This is a genomic window from Actinomadura montaniterrae, assembly GCF_008923365.1.
GTDB lineage: Bacteria > Actinomycetota > Actinomycetes > Streptosporangiales > Streptosporangiaceae > Spirillospora > Spirillospora montaniterrae.
Genome location: NZ_WBMR01000230.1, coordinates 1 through 14,529, shown reverse-complemented (window position 1 = coordinate 14,529; position 14,529 = coordinate 1). Strand labels below are relative to the sequence as shown.

General features: G+C 74.0%; 12 protein-coding genes. 8 read left to right on the top strand and 4 right to left on the bottom strand.

All coding sequences use genetic code 11. The features are described 5' to 3' along the window. Positions 1-214 (top strand): hypothetical protein (locus F9B16_RS51680; RefSeq protein ID WP_264159851.1); only part of this gene is annotated, 214 nt, incomplete at its 5' end. A 118-nt stretch (positions 215-332) separates the two neighbouring features. Here the strand turns inward: F9B16_RS51680 and F9B16_RS42320 are convergent. Together F9B16_RS42320 and F9B16_RS42315 are read right to left on the bottom strand one after the other, a co-directional pair. Further along, entirely contained in the window at positions 333-2,684 is a 2,352-nt protein-coding gene (locus F9B16_RS42320; protein WP_151545903.1) for an ATP-binding cassette domain-containing protein, read from the bottom strand. Between the two features lie 51 nt (positions 2,685-2,735). Further along, positions 2,736-3,536 (bottom strand): SAM-dependent methyltransferase, encoded by an 801-nt coding sequence (locus tag F9B16_RS42315; protein WP_151545902.1) that lies wholly within the window; start codon positions 3,534-3,536, stop codon positions 2,736-2,738. A gap of 101 nt (positions 3,537-3,637) precedes the next feature. Here F9B16_RS42315 and F9B16_RS42310 point away from each other — a divergent pair, with 101 nt between their 5' ends. Beyond that, on the top strand, positions 3,638-5,266 hold the full coding sequence (locus F9B16_RS42310) for a SpoIIE family protein phosphatase (protein ID WP_151545901.1): 1,629 nt from the start codon (positions 3,638-3,640) through the stop codon (positions 5,264-5,266). A gap of 16 nt (positions 5,267-5,282) precedes the next feature. On the opposite strand, the gene F9B16_RS42305 is transcribed toward F9B16_RS42310, so the two are convergent. Together F9B16_RS42305 and kdd are read right to left on the bottom strand one after the other, a co-directional pair. After that, a complete protein-coding gene (locus tag F9B16_RS42305) occupies positions 5,283-6,614 on the bottom strand; it encodes a DUF2252 domain-containing protein (protein ID WP_151545900.1) in 1,332 nt (443 codons plus the stop codon). A gap of 52 nt (positions 6,615-6,666) precedes the next feature. Further along, entirely contained in the window at positions 6,667-7,734 is a 1,068-nt protein-coding gene (gene kdd / locus F9B16_RS42300; protein WP_151545899.1) for an L-erythro-3,5-diaminohexanoate dehydrogenase, read from the bottom strand. A gap of 156 nt (positions 7,735-7,890) precedes the next feature. Between kdd and F9B16_RS42295 the strand changes: the two genes are divergently transcribed. From F9B16_RS42295 to F9B16_RS42270, 6 genes are all read left to right on the top strand, one after another. Beyond that, on the top strand, positions 7,891-9,291 hold the full coding sequence (locus tag F9B16_RS42295; RefSeq protein ID WP_151545898.1) for a KamA family radical SAM protein: 1,401 nt from the start codon (positions 7,891-7,893) through the stop codon (positions 9,289-9,291). Between the two features lie 64 nt (positions 9,292-9,355). After that, a complete protein-coding gene (locus F9B16_RS42290) occupies positions 9,356-10,537 on the top strand; it encodes a cytochrome P450 (protein ID WP_225992430.1) in 1,182 nt (393 codons plus the stop codon). A gap of 63 nt (positions 10,538-10,600) precedes the next feature. Beyond that, positions 10,601-11,680 carry a DUF3616 domain-containing protein gene (locus tag F9B16_RS42285; RefSeq protein WP_151545897.1) on the top strand — a complete coding sequence of 360 codons (1,080 nt, stop codon included), beginning with the start codon at positions 10,601-10,603 and terminating at the stop codon, positions 11,678-11,680. Between the two features lie 68 nt (positions 11,681-11,748). Beyond that, positions 11,749-12,963, top strand: a complete 1,215-nt coding sequence (locus F9B16_RS42280; protein ID WP_151545896.1) for an acyl-CoA dehydrogenase family protein — start codon at positions 11,749-11,751, stop codon at positions 12,961-12,963. Between the two features lie 176 nt (positions 12,964-13,139). Next, positions 13,140-13,682, top strand: coding sequence for a DUF1707 and FHA domain-containing protein (locus tag F9B16_RS42275; protein ID WP_151545895.1), 543 nt, complete (start codon positions 13,140-13,142; stop codon positions 13,680-13,682). Positions 13,683-13,864: 182 nt separating this feature from the next. Then, positions 13,865-14,529 (top strand): ROK family transcriptional regulator (locus F9B16_RS42270; RefSeq protein WP_151545894.1); only part of this gene is annotated, 665 nt, incomplete at its 3' end.

Here is a 14,529-nt window from a genome sequence, read left to right as displayed (position 1 = left end):
CCCGGCGCGCGCGGCGGCCCCCGCGGTCCCGGCCGCTCCGCACGCGCCGCCGAGGAGGCCGAAGCCGTCGGCCTCGCCGCGCCCGGTCAACCGCGCCGCGACGTCCAAGCCGAAGGCGCTGGAGCGGCGCCGCGACCCGCTCAGCACCTCGCTGGTCCTGGTGGTCATCGCGGTCGTCGTCAGCGCCGGGACGGCCATCGCGTTCGCCCGCTGACCCGGCGGGCCCGCCCGCGTGAACCCGCCGGGGTCCCGCCGGCCGGTGCGTCCCCGCCCGTCCCGCCGCGCCGGGGTCGGGCGGGGACGTGCCCCGCACGGATCGGCGCAGCGCGCCTTCAGATGCGCAGCCGCGCCTTCAGATACGGGGCGGTGCGGCTCCCGGGCGCGGCCGCCACCCGCGCGGGCGTCCCTTCGGCGACGACCCGGCCGCCCTCGCCGCCACCGCCCGGCCCCAGGTCGATGACGTGGTCCGCGGACGCGACCACGTCCATGTCGTGCTCGACGACCACGACGGTGGCGCCGCCGTCCACCAGCGCGTGCAGCTGCCGGTCCAGCAGCTCGGTGTCGGCCGGATGCAGGCCGGTCGTCGGCTCGTCCAGCAGGTACAGGACGTGCCCCCGGCGGGCGCGCTGCAGCTCGGTCGCGAGCTTGATGCGCTGCGCCTCGCCGCCCGACAGCTCCGTCGCCGGCTGGCCGAGCCGCAGGTAGCCGAGGCCGACGTCGCGCAGCGCCGCCAGGGCGCGGGCGGCCGGGGCGACCTCGGCGAGGAACCCGGCGGCCTCCTCGACCGTCATCGCGAGGACTCCGGCGATGCTCGCGCCGTGCCAGGTGATCTCCAGCGTCTCGGGGTTGTAGCGGGCGCCGTGGCACACCTCGCACACCGCGTAGGTCGACGGCAGGAACAGCAGCTCGACCGATACATAGCCTTCGCCCTGGCAGTTCTCGCACCGGCCGTCCGGCACGTTGAAGGAGAACCGGCCCGCGCCGTAGCCGCGCGCCTTCGCCTCGTCCGTGGCGGCGAACCGTTTGCGGACGGCGTCGAACAGGCCGGTGTAGGTCGCCAGGTTGGAGCGGGGCGTGCGGCCGATCGGGCGCTGGTCGACCCGCACCACCCGCTGCACGGCGCCGCTCGCCTCGGCGCGCTCGGCGAGCACGTCCACGAACGTCGACTTCCCCGACCCGGACACACCCGTGATCGCGGTGAACACCCCGAGCGGGACGTCGGCGTCCAGCCCGCGCAGGTTGTGGCGCGTGACGCCGCGCAGCTCCAGCGCCCCCGACGGCGCGCGCGGTTCCCGCGGCGGCCGGGCACGCTCCCCGAACAGGAACCGGCGCGTGACCGACTCGGAGACGTCCGCCAGTCCGGCGACGGGCCCGCTGTGCAGCACCCGGCCGCCGTGCACGCCCGCGCCGGGCCCGACGTCCACGACCCACCCGGCGCGGCGGACGACCTCCATGTCGTGCTCGATGACGAACAGGCTGTTGCCCGCCGTCTTCAGCCGCTCCAGCACCGTCATCAGCGCCTCGGTGTCGGCGGGGTGCAGCCCGGCGGACGGCTCGTCCAGCACGTACACCACGCCGAACAGCCCGGACCGCAGCTGCGTCGCCAGCCGCAGCCGCTGCAGCTCCCCCGCCGACAGCGTCGGCGCCGGCCGGGACGTGGCGAGATAGCCCAGGCCGAGTTCCTCCAGCACCTCGATCCGGGCGGTCAGGTCGCGGGCGAGGACGGCGGCGGGCCCGTCCCCGGCGAGGTGCGGCCGCAGCACGCCCGCCAGCGCCGACAGCGGCAGCGCGGCCAGCTCGGCGATGGTGCGGCCGGCGAAGGTGACCGCGAGCGCCTCGGGGCGCAGCCGCCGCCCGCCGCACACCGGGCACACCGCCGCGACCAGGAACGACTCGGCGCGACGGCGGCGCGCCTCGCTCTTGGAGTCGGCGTAGGCGCGCAGCACCAGCCGCTTGGCGCTGGAGTAGGTGCCCTGGTACGGGCGGTGGATGCGGTGCGCCTCCCGCACCGGGTGGACGGTCACGGCCGGCTGCTCGTCGGTGAACAGGATCCACTCGCGCTGCTCGCGGGGCAGGTCCCGCCAGGGCCGCTCGATGTCGTAGCCGAGGGCGTCGAGGATGTCGCGCAGGTTCTTGCCCTGCCAGGCGCCCGGCCACGACGCGATCGCACCGTCGCGGATGCTCAGCGACGGGTCGGGCACGAGCGAGTCCTCGGTGACCTCGTGGACCTCGCCGAGGCCGTGGCAGCGCGGGCACGCGCCGGCGGCGGTGTTCGGCGAGAACGCGTCCGAGTCCAGCCGCTCCGCGCCCGGCGGGTACTCCCCCGCCCGCGACATCAGCATCCGCAGCGAGTTCGACAGCGTCGTCACGGTGCCGACCGACGACCGCGACGACGGCACCGACCGGCGCTGCTCCAGCGCCACCGCCGGCGGCAGCCCCGTCACCTCGTCGACGGCGGGCGCCGCGACCTGGTGCAGCAGCCGCCGCGCGTACGGCGCGACCGACTCCAGGTAGCGGCGCTGCGCCTCGGCGTACAGCGTGCCGAACGCCAGCGACGACTTGCCCGACCCGGACACGCCGGTGAACGCCACCAGCGCGTCGCGCGGGATCGCGGTGTCCACGCCGCGCAGGTTGTGCTCGCGGGCGCCGCGCACCCGCACGAACGGGTCGTCGGCGGCCTGCATGATCAGCACACTACCCGCCCGCCGCCGCGGCCCGGCGCCGGTCCCCGCAGGTCAGGGGCGGCGGCCGACCCCGCCGAACACCAGGAACCGCTCGGGGTCCTTCACCTCGTCGTCATCGTCGGGACGCCACAGCGGCACGTACACCAGGCCCGGGTCCAGCAGGTCCCAGCCGTCGAAGAAGCGCAGGATCTCCGCGTGCGACCGCGACACCGCCGGGGACGTCGCCCGGTCGTACAGCTTGCCGATCGCGGCGGTCTTGCCCGGCTGCGCCTCGTGGGTGAGGTGGGACAGCACCAGGTGGCTGCCGGGCGCGCCCGCGTCGCGCAGCGCCGCCGCGATGCCCGCCGGGTCCTCTTCGTCCTTCACCAGGTGCAGCGCCGCGACGAGCAGGAACGCCACCGGCTTGGCCAGGTCGACAACCCGGTTCAGCTCCGGATGCGCCAGGATCTCCCGGGGGCGGCGCATGTCGGCCTGGATCACCGTGGCGCGGTCGTTGCCCGCCAGGATCGAACGGCTGTGCGCGACCGCCACGTCGTCGTTGTCGACGTACACCACGCGTGCGTCCGGGTTGACACTCTGTGCGACCTCGTGCACGTTGCCCTGTGTGGGGATCCCCGACCCGATGTCGACGAACTGGTCGACGCCGGCCCGCGCCGCCGCGCGGACCGCGCGGCGCAGGAACGCCCGGTTCGCGTGCGCCAGCTCCCGCGCCTGCGGCTCGATCCGCAGCAGCCCGGTCGCGAGGTCACGATCGGACGCGAAATTGTGCCCTCCCCCGAGCAGGAAGTCGTACACCCGTGCGACGCTTGGCCTCTGACTGTCGACCTCGGGTGGGATCCACTCGGAGTCCATGCATCGTCTCCCTTTTCAGCCGAGGGCCGTCGTCCGCGGGGGATTCAGCGTAACGCGAATCACACCGGGACGACCCTGACGCAGCCGACAGTGAAGGACCGATGTCAGAGCCATTCGCAGCGCACACCGGCCCGGTGACCGTCCTGCTGGCCCCGGACGGCACGGTCACCGCCTGCGGCGACGGCGCCGCCCGCCTGTTCGGCTGCCCGGCGCCCGCCGCCGTGGGCGCGCGGCTGCCCGACCTGCTCGGCCCGGCCTGCGCCGAGCCGCTGGCGGGCGCGCTTAAGCAGGCCGCGGCGGGACGCCCGTGGCGCGGGACGCTGCCGCTCGCCGGCGGGACGATGGAGGTCTCGTGCGACCCGATGGCGGCCGGTTCGGGCCGGACGCTGGTGGCGCTGACCGTCGCGCCGCCGTGGGCGGGCGGGCTGGAGCTGCTGAACGAGGCCGGCCGCCGGATCGGCTCCACGCTGGACCTGCACCGCACCGCCGCCGAGATCGTCGGGGTGACGGTGCCGCGGTTCGCCGACGCGGGCGCCATCTACGTCCTGGAGGCGCTGCTCGCCGACGGGCGGCCCGCGCCGCCCGCGGGAGGCGCGGCGGTGGTGCGGCGGCTCGCGATCGCCTTCGCCGAGGACGACCCGAGCTCCTGGGCGCGCGACTTCCCCGTCAACGAGGTCATCGTCTACCCGCCCGACACCCCCTACGCCCGGTGCGTCAACACCGCGCGGATGGTCGAGTTCGGCAGCGACGCCATCCCGGACGCGATCGTGCACCGCGCCGGCCCGGCCGTGGACGGGCTGCTCGACCACGTGTCGCTGCTGGCGGTGCCGCTGGTGGCGCGGGGCCGGGTGCTGGGCTTCGCGGTGTTCAGCCGCAAGCGCGGCCGGCTGCCGTTCGCGCCCGCCGACACCGCGCTGGCCGCCGAGCTGGCCTCGCGCGCCGCGACGTGCGTCGACAACGCGTGCCTGTACCGGCGCGAGCGCCGCACGGTGGCCGCGCTGCAGGCGGGCCTGAAGCCGGGCCGCGTCGCCGCGCCCGCGGGCCTGGAGATCGCGCACCGGTACGTCCCGGCGGGCGGCGACGTCGGCGGCGACTGGTACGACGTGGTCGCGCTGCCGGACGACCGGGTCGCCATCGTGATCGGCGACTCGGTCGGGCACGGCGTGACCGCGGCGGCCGCGATGGGGCAGCTGCGGATCGCCGCGCACACCCTGGCGGGCAGCGAGCTGCCGCCCGCCGAGGTGCTGACCCGGCTGGACACGATCGCGCAGGGGCTGGACGCCGCGCAGTTCGCCACCTGCCTGTGCCTGGTGTGCGACCCGGCGACGATGCGGTGCGAGCTGGCGTGCGCCGGGCATCCGCCGCCGCTGCTGGCCCTCGCCGGCGGGACGGCCCGGCACTTCGCCGTCCCGCACGGGCTGCCGCTCGGGGTGTCGGACCCGGCGCACCCGCCCGAGTACGAGCAGGTCTCCGCGGTCATCCCGGCGGGCGCGACCCTGGCGTTCTACACCGACGGGCTGGTGGAGAGCCGGCTGCGCAACGTCGACGAGGGCATCGCGCGGCTGGCGTCCGCGCTGGTCGCCTCGCAGTCGACGTCGCTGGACGCGACCGCCGACGGCGTCCTGGCCCTGCTGGCCGACCAGCAGGGCCACGACGACATCGCCCTCCTCCTGGTCCGCGCGACCGGCCCCGGCACCGGCCTCGGGGAACCCGCCGCCGCGGCCGGCTGACCGGACCGGCGGCCCGCTACAGGCCGGGGATCAGGTGGTTGCGGAAGGCGTCGACGAAGTACTCGTGGTCGCGGCGGACGACCTCGGCGTACCCGGTGCCGAACGCGACCATGTCCTCCACGAACGCCGACTCGTCGGCGCCGATCACCGCGTTGATGGCGTCCTCGACCTGGAAGCCGACCAGGGTGTGGTCGGAGTCGGTGTCGGACACGCAGTGCACCTTGGCGGTGGCGCGGCCGAGGTCGTCCAGGACCGACAGCATGTCCTCGGGCTCGGTGAGGCCGCCCCAGTCCAGGTCCTCCTCGTAGGGCGACAGCTCCTGCACCACGTAGCCGACCCCGTCGATCTGGGTGTAGCCGAGCCACGGGTCGGTGTTGGCCTGCAGCGCCCGCCGCGACACCGCCGTGCGGTGCCCGTGGTGCTGGAAGTACTCGCGGATGCGGGCGTCGTCGACGACCCGGCTCGGCGCGGCGACGTTGCCCTGCTTCATCGACAGGATGACGTCGTTCTCCAGCGCCTGCGTGTTGCCCTCCACCAGGATGTTGTAGGCCGACAGCCCGGCCGAGCCGATCCCGAAGCCGGACGCGCCGACGATGTCCTTCACCTCGTAGGTGAGGCTGCCGAACCGCTTCTCCGACGGGATGGTGCGCAGATAGTCCTGGTAGGCGGCCTCGACCTTGGCGCGCTCGGCGCCGTCGAGGCGGCGGACGCCGGCGCGGTCGCGGAACCGCCGGTCGGGGCCGTCCACGACCGTCATGCCGTCCAGCAGCCCGATCCGGGTGCCGCCCATCGCCTCGACCAGCACGTCGCGGACGTAGCCGTCGGAGTTGTCGAGGGTCAGCGCGAACTTCTCGTCGCCCGTGTGCGCCGCGAACTGCCGGACCTGGTCGACGTAGGCGCGGACATAGGTCTCGATGAGCCGCCGGATGTCGGCGTCGGAGATCGCCTTCTGCCAGGCCAGCAGCGCCAGGCTCGCGACGAGCCGCTTGACGTCCCAGGTGAAGTGCCCGACGTACGCCTCGTCGAAGTCGTTGACGTCGAACACGAACACGCCGTCGTCGTTCATGTAGGTGCCGAAGTTCTGCGCGTGCAGGTCGCCCTGGATCCACACGCGGCTGGTGCGCTCGTCGGCCCACGGGTCGTCGTCGTGCTGGACGTCGGCGTAAAACAGGCAGGCGCTGCCGCGGTAGAACGCGAACGGGTCGGACGCCATCTTGCGGAACCGGCGGCGGAACTCGGCGGGGCTGCGCTCCATGAGGTCCGCGAACGCCTGGACCAGCACGTCCACGATCTGCGTCTGCCGCTCCTTGGGATCGCGGTCGTGCAGTGCCCCGATGACGCTCGCCATGCTCTCTCCCTCGATGATCACCTGATCCCGCCGCTTACGGGGGATTCGACGATCATTCTGCCGAATCGGCTCCCGCCCGGGCGGTGAACAGCGGGAGAAGGGCCGGTTCCGACCGCAACAGGCCGAGCGCGGTCTCGGCGTGCCCCGGCACGTAGCCGTTGCCGATGAGCATGGTGACGTCGGCGGCGAGGCCCTCGGCGCCGAGAGCGGCGGCGGAGAACGAGGTCGCCATCGAGAAGAACACCACGGTCCCGCCGGGCGCGGTGGCGAGGATCGCGCCGTGCTCGCAGCCCGGCACGTCCACGCACACCACGGTCACGTCGGCGGGCTCGCCGATCGCCGCGGCGACCGCGACGGGGTCGCGGGCGTCGGCGCGCACCACGGTGTCGGCGAGGCCGGTCGCGGCGAGCCGTTCCTCCTCCTCCGCGGTGGGGACGAGCCCGATGGTGCGGGACGCGCCCGCGCGCCGCGCCGCGGCCAGCGACAGCGAGCCGCTCTTGCCGGCGCCGCCGAGCACCGCGACGACCGGACGCTCGCGCGACGCGACGACCCGCTCGGTCAGCGCGGGCGCGCCGCACACGTCCATGACGGCCAGCGCGACCGGCACGGGAAGGTCGCTGGGCAGGACGGCGGCGATGGAGCGGGCGAACAGGATCGCGTGGCCGTCGGCCGGGACCTGCTCGGACCGGCCGTCCCAGCGGGCCAGGCCGTCGGTGATCGCAAGCGGGGTGAGGGTCAGCGAGACGAGGGTGGCGACGCGGTCGCCGGGCTCCAGCCCGAGCGGGGAGTCCGGCCCCACCTCCTCGACGGTGCCGACGAGCATCCCGCCGGACCCGGTGACCGGGTTGTGCATCTTGCCGCGCTCGCCGATGATCCGCAGCACCTCGGCGCGGATCGCGTCCGGGTCGCCGCCGTGCGCGGTGTGCAGCTGCCGGTAGGACGCGGCGTCCAGGTTGAGCCGCTCCACGCGGACGCGCACCTCGTCCGGGCGGATCGCCGGGTCGGTGTCCAGCCGCGCCGCCGCCTGCGGCAGCACGCCCGCCGGCTCCAGCACCCGGTGCAGCCCCACCGCGGTCCCGGCCGCCGTCCCCGTCCCCGCCGCCGTCCCGGCTCCGCTCATCCCCGCGCCCCTTCGCAACGTCCGCGTCCCGTGTGATCCATGGTGATGCCCCGGAAGATATACCGAGCACCCCTGGTTTCAGTGGAAGTCTTCCCGTAACGTCGGCTCCATACAAGACTTTTATGCGATCGATGTGACGCGAGGAGGCGGTCGACGATGACCACTGCCCTGCATCCGGACCCGGACGCGGCCGTCCGCGGCGGCGCGGCCCACCGGGACGCGGCGCGCCAGCCCTACGCCTACCGGCGCCGGCCGCTGGAGGAGCCCGACTGGCGGCGGCTGCCCGGCTGGAAGGACGTCACGGACGCGGAGTGGGAGTCGGCGCAGTGGCAGCGCGCGCACTGCGTGAAGAACATCCGCCAGCTCCGCGCGGTCATGGGCGACCTGCTGGACGAGTCGTTCTACGCCGACCTCGAGCGCGACCAGGCAGAGCGGGCGACGATGTCGATGCTGCTGCCGCCGCAGATGCTCAACACGATGGACGCCTCGTCCACCGAGGCGTTCTACGCCGACCCGGTGCGCCGGTACATGCTCCCGGTGTTCAGCGACCGGCGCACCGACTGGCCGTCGCACCCCTACGCCACCCGCGACTCGCTGCACGAGGCGGAGATGTGGGCCGTCGAGGGACTCACCCACCGCTACCCCACCAAGGTGCTGGCCGAGCTGCTGCCGACCTGCCCGCAGTACTGCGGGCACTGCACCCGGATGGACCTGGTCGGCAACTCCACGCCGAACGTCGACAAGCACAAGTTCACCATCCGGCCCCCGGACCGGCACGAGGCCATGCTCGACTACCTGCGCCGCACGCCCGGCGTCCGCGACGTCGTGGTGTCCGGCGGCGACGTGGCGAACCTGCCCTGGCCGCGGCTGGAGTCGTTCGTCGGCGCGCTGCTGGACATCGACAACATCCGCGACATCCGGCTGGCCAGCAAGGCGCTCATGGGCCTGCCGCAGCACTGGCTGCAGGACGAGGTCCGCGCCGGCATGGAGCGGCTGGCGTCCAAGGCGCACGAGCGCGGCGCGCAGATCGCGATCCACACCCACGTCAACGCCGCCTCGTCGGTGACGCCGCTGGTCGCCAGGGCGGCGCGGGCGATGCTCGACACCGGCATCCGCGACGTCCGCAACCAGGGCGTGCTGCTGCGCGGGGTCAACGACTCCCCCGACGCGCTGCTCGACCTGTCGTTCGCGCTGCTCGACGAGGCGGGCATCATGCCGTACTACCTCTACATGTGCGACATGATCCCGGGCAGCGAGCACTGGCGGCTCGCGGTCTGGGAGGCGCAGGAGCTGCAGCACGCGATCATGGGCTACCTGCCCGGCTTCGCGACGCCGCGCATCGTGTGCGACGTCCCCTACGTCGGCAAGCGCTGGGTACACCAGCTGTCGGACTACGACCGCGAGCGCGGCGTGTCCTACTGGACGAAGAACTACCGCACCGGGCTGGAGCTGTCCGACCCGGACGCGCTGACGCGGCAGTACGAGTACTACGACCCGATCTACACGTTGCCCGATCGCGGCCGGGAATGGTGGCGGGAGCAGGCCGAAGCGGCGTGACCGCCCGGCGCCTTTACAATGTAGATCTATTACGGGGGCGATCGGGCGGAATATCCTCGGACGCGTGACCTTCGAGCCGACGTCCCGTTTCCCAGTCGGCGCCACCGCGACGGTGGCCGCCCTGGAGGACGACCCGCATCCCCTGCTGGCCCGCCTGCGCGCCGCCGAGCCCGTCTCCTGGCTGCCCGCCCTCGGCGGCTGGCTCGTCACCTCGCGCGACCTGGCGCAGCGGGTGATGCGGGACGCGGCGGCGTTCACGGTCGACGACCCGCGCTTCTCCACCGCGCGGGTCGTCGGGCCGAGCATGCTGTCGCTGGACGGGCCCGTCCACACCCGGCACCGCGACCCGTTCGCCCGGCCGTTCCGGCCCGCGCGGACCCGCGAGCGGTTCACCGCGTTCGTCGAGGCCGAGGTCGCGCGGCTGACCGGCGGGCTCACGCCGGCCGGCCGCGCCGAGCTGCGCGGCGAGCTGGCCGGGCCGCTCGCCGTCGCGGTCGTCACCGAGGCGCTCGGCCTGGAGGGCGTGGACGCCGCGACGGTCCGGTCCTGGTACGGGGCGTTCGTCGAGGCCGTCTCCGCCATCACCGCCGGCGGGGACGCGCCCGCCCGCGCGGACGAGGCGTACGCGCTGCTGCGCGCGGCCGTCGAGAAGGCGATCACCGCGGACGCGCCCGGGTCGCTGCTGGCCGAGGCCGCCGCGGACGAGGCGGGGCTGAGCACCGCCGAGGTCGTGGCGAACGCGGCGATCCTGATGTTCGGCGGCATCGACACCACCGAGGGCATGATCGCCAACACCGTCATGCACCTGCTCTCGCATCCCGGCCAGCTGCGGCTGGTCCTGGACGACCCCGGTCTGCTGCCCGCCGCGATCGAGGAGTCGCTGCGGCTGGAGCCGTCGGCCTCGGTCGTCGACCGCTACGCCACCCGCGACACCGCCCTCGGCGAGGTCACGGTGCGCGCGGGCGACCTGGTCCGGGTGTCGATCGCGGGCGCGAACCGCGACCCCGCCGCGTTCCCCGACCCCGACCGGTTCGACGTGCGGCGCGCCAACGCCGGCGAGCACCTATCGTTCGCGCACGGGCCGCACTTCTGCTTCGGCGCCCACCTCGCCCGGCTGGAGGCACGCACCGCGGTCGCCGCGCTGCTGGAACTGCCCGGGCTGCGGCTCGACCCGTCCCGCCCGGCGCGCGCGCACGGGCTGGTCTTCCGCAAGCCGCCGCACCTGCACGTCCTGTGGGACCGGTAGCGGCCGCGGCGGCGCGGGCGCGGCGGCGCTGAGCGGCACCCGTTTTATGGGAACATTCCGCTCATGATCGTGGAACGCCAGGTCGAGCTGCGCTTCGGGCTCGAGAGCCGGGAAGCCGGGACGCACACCAACCTGTCCGCCGTGCGCCAGGACGGCCGCTGCCTGTGGGTGGCGGGCGACGAGACGGCCACCATCGAGCGGCTCACCGCGACGCTCGACGCGGACGGGCTCGTCACCGGCTACGAGGGGCACGCCACCGTCGCCCTCGCCGACCTGGTCGACCTGCCCGCCGGCCCCGACGAGGAGGCCGACATCGAGGGCCTGGCGCGCAGCAACGGCTGGCTGTGGGCGATCGGCTCGCACAGCCTCAAGCGCAAGAAGATCAAGCCGGGCCAGTCCGGGTCGAAGGCCCGCAAGCGGCTGGCGTCGGTGGTCCGCGAGGACAACCGCTTCGTGCTGGCCCGCCTCCCCCTGGCCGCCGGCGCGGACGGGCTTCCCGAGGTCGTCCGCGAGGACGGCGACCGCACCGCCGCCGTGCTCGGGCTGCGCGGCGACTCCGTCACCGACCTGCTCGAGGACGACCCGCACCTGGCGCCGTTCCTGTCGATCCCCAGCAAGGACAACGGCATCGACATCGAGGGGATCGCCGCGCACCGCGACCGCCTCTACATCGGGCTGCGCGGGCCCGTGCTGCGCGGCTGGGCCGTGCTGCTGGAGATCCGGCCCGACACCCACCCCGACGACCCGCGCCGGCTGCGGCTGCTGCCGGTCGGCGACGGCAAGGCCCTCTACCGCACGCACTTCCTGGACCTCGGCGGTCTCGGCATCCGCGACCTGTGCCCGCAGGGCGACGACCTGCTCATCCTCACCGGCCCGAGCATGGACCTGGACGGCCCGGTGCGGGTGCACCGCTGGCCGGGGATCGCGGACGTCGACGCGCCCGAGGTCGTCCCCGCCGAGGAGCTGCCCCGCCTCGGCGACGTGCCCTACGGCGACGGCGACGACCACCCCGAGGGCCTCGCCGTCCTCGACGGCCTGCACGGGGAGGGCGCGCGGCTGATGGTCGTCTACGACAGCCCGGCGCCCGGGCGGCTCACCGCGGGCGGCGGCGTGCTGGCCGACGTCGTCCGGCTACCCGAATAAGCGCTCGCTTGCCGCATCTGCTTGGATGGTGCCCGCACCTGCGGGAACCGGAAAGGGCGAGGCTGAGCATGATCGAGTGGTCCGAGGAAGACCTGATGATCCGGGACGCCGTGCGCGGCTGGATCGACGCGGAGGTCCGGCCGAACCTGGACGCCCTGGACTCCGGCGAGCTGCCGCCCTACGACCTGCTCCGGAGCCTGTACAAGACGTTCGGGATGGACGAGATGGCACGCTCGTCCTTCCAGGCCCGGATCGCCAAGGAGCGCGAAGGCGGCGGCGAGAAGGACGCCGGGAAGAAGGACGGCGACGGCGGCGGCAACGCGGCGATGACGATGCTGCCGGTCATCGAGCTGTGCAAGGTCGCGCCCGGCATGGTCTCGGCGATGGGCGTCGGCCTCGGCCTCGCCGCCGGGACGATCATGAAGCGGGGCACCCCCGACCAGAAGGAGCGCTGGGCGCTGCCGCTGCTCACCATGGAGAAGGTCGGCGCCTGGGCCATCACCGAGCCGAACTCCGGGTCCGACGCGTTCGGCGGCATGCAGGCCACCGCCAAGAAGGTCGGCGACGAGTACGTCATCAACGGCAGCAAGACCTTCATCACCAACGGCCCCTACGCCGACACGATCGTCTTCTACTGCAAGCTCGACGACGGCCGCGACCCCCGCGACCGCGAGATCCTCACCTTCGTGCTCGACCGCGGCATGGAGGGCCTGGAGCAAAGCAAGCCCCTGCGCAAGATGGGCCTGCACTCCTCCCCCACCGGCGAGCTGTTCCTCAACGACGTGCGCGCCGGCGCCGACCGGCTGCTGTCGTCCGGCTCGCAGGGCGGCAAGGAGTCGGCCAAGCAGAACTTCGTCACCGAGCGCGCCGGCGTCGCCGCGATGGCCCTCGGCGTCATCGAGGAGTGCCTGAAGCTGTCGGTCGAGTACGCCAAGACCCGCGAGCTGTGGGGGCAGCGGATCGGCGACTTCCAGCTCATCCAGCTCAAGCTCGCCAAGATGGAGGTCGCCCGCCTCAACGTGCAGAACCTGGTGTTCCGGCACGTGGAGATGCAGCGCTCCGGCCGCACCCCGACGCTCGCCGAGGCGTCGGCGATGAAGCTGTACGCCGCGCAGGCCGCCAGCGAGGTCGCGCAGGAGGCGGTGCAGCTGTTCGGCGGCAACGGCTACATGAGCGAGTACCGGGTCGAGCAGCTGGCCCGCGACGCCAAGTCGTTCCAGATCTACGCCGGCACCGACGAGATCCAGGTGACCCACATCGCGCGGGACCTGCTGTCCCGCTGACCCGGCACGGCACCGGAGCTCCCGCGGGCACGCGCCGCGGGAAATCCACGGAACGTTCCCGAACTTCCGGCGGCCCAGAGGCATCGAAAAGGTGGAGGGCGGGTGAGGGCGATCGCCCGCCCTCCACCTGACGGCCTTTCTGGACAGCCGACGACGGGGACTGGATACTCACAGCCATGGACGGTCAGCCCTCCTCTTACCCGGTGCGAGCGTCCGACACCGAGCGGGACCGGGTGCTGCGCGTCCTCAGCGACCGCGTGTCCGAGGGCCGGATGTCGCACGAGACGTTCGAACGCCGCGTCGACCAGGTGCTGCAGGCGCGCAGCCGCGCCGAGCTCGACGACATCGTGCACGACCTGCCGCCGACCAGCCGCGTCGTCGGCCGGCTGACCGGCCTGGTGGCGAGCGTCTCGCAGGTGACCGCGCGGATCGAGGCCGCGTGGCGGGGCCCCCGGCTGCCGCGCTTCGTGCTGCCGCCCGCCGGGTCGTCCCGGATCGTCGTCGGCCGCGCGCCCGCCTGCCAGTTCGTGCTGACGGACCTGACGGTCTCCCGCTTCCACGCCGAGCTGTACCAGGCCGACGAGGGCTGGATGGTGTCCGACCTCGGGTCGATGAACGGCACCCGGGTGAACGGCTGGCGGCTCACCGGCCCCGCCCGCGTACGGCCCGGCGACGAAATCGGGTTCGGCAACGTCGGCTTCATCGTCGCCGCCCCCTGACGCCACACCCCACCTTCAGCGCCCCCTGAGCGCCCCTCCTGGCGCCGCCTCGAGGCGCCCCTCCGCACCCGCGGCCCGGAACCGGCCGCGCCCAGGGTCTTGACGTGTTCGTTAAGAGTCCTTACTTTCTCCTCCAAGTTAGGAAACCTTCTTAACTCTGCGCCGGACCACAGGGAGCCGCCGTGCCCGCGCCCGTCCCGGGGACCCCGAGCCTGCTGCGCGCCATCAACGACCGCGCCGCGCTCGAAGCGCTGCTCGCCCGCGGCCCGCTGACCCGCCCGCAGATCTCCGACCTCACCGGCATCTCCAAGCCGACCGCCTCGCAGCTGCTCGCCCGCCTCGAGGACGCCGGCCTCGTCGTCCGGGACGGGGTGCGCGAGGGGCTGCCCGGACGCACCGCCGAGCTGTACCGGATCAACGGGGCCGCCGCGCACGTCGCGGGCGCCGACGTCACCCCGGCCCGCATCCGGGTCAGCGTCGCCGACCTGACCGGGACGGTCGTCGGCGAGCACACCCTGCCCACCCCGTCCCGCACCGGCGTGGACGTCGTCGCCCGGATGGCCGAGGCCCTGGACAAGGCCGCCGCCGCGGCCGGACTCGCCCGCACCGCGCTGCACCGGGCCGTCATCGGCATCCAGGGCGCGATCGACCCCGCCACCGGACGGCTCGGCTACGCCGCGCACATCCCCGGCTGGCACATCCCCGACCTCGCCGGCACCCTCGCGGGCGGCCTCGGCGTCCCGGTCGCCATCGAGAACGACGTCAACCTCGCCGCGCTCGCCGAGCGCGCCGGCGGGCAGGCCGCCGGCGCCCGCGACTTCGTGCTGCTGTGGGTCGCCGACGGCGT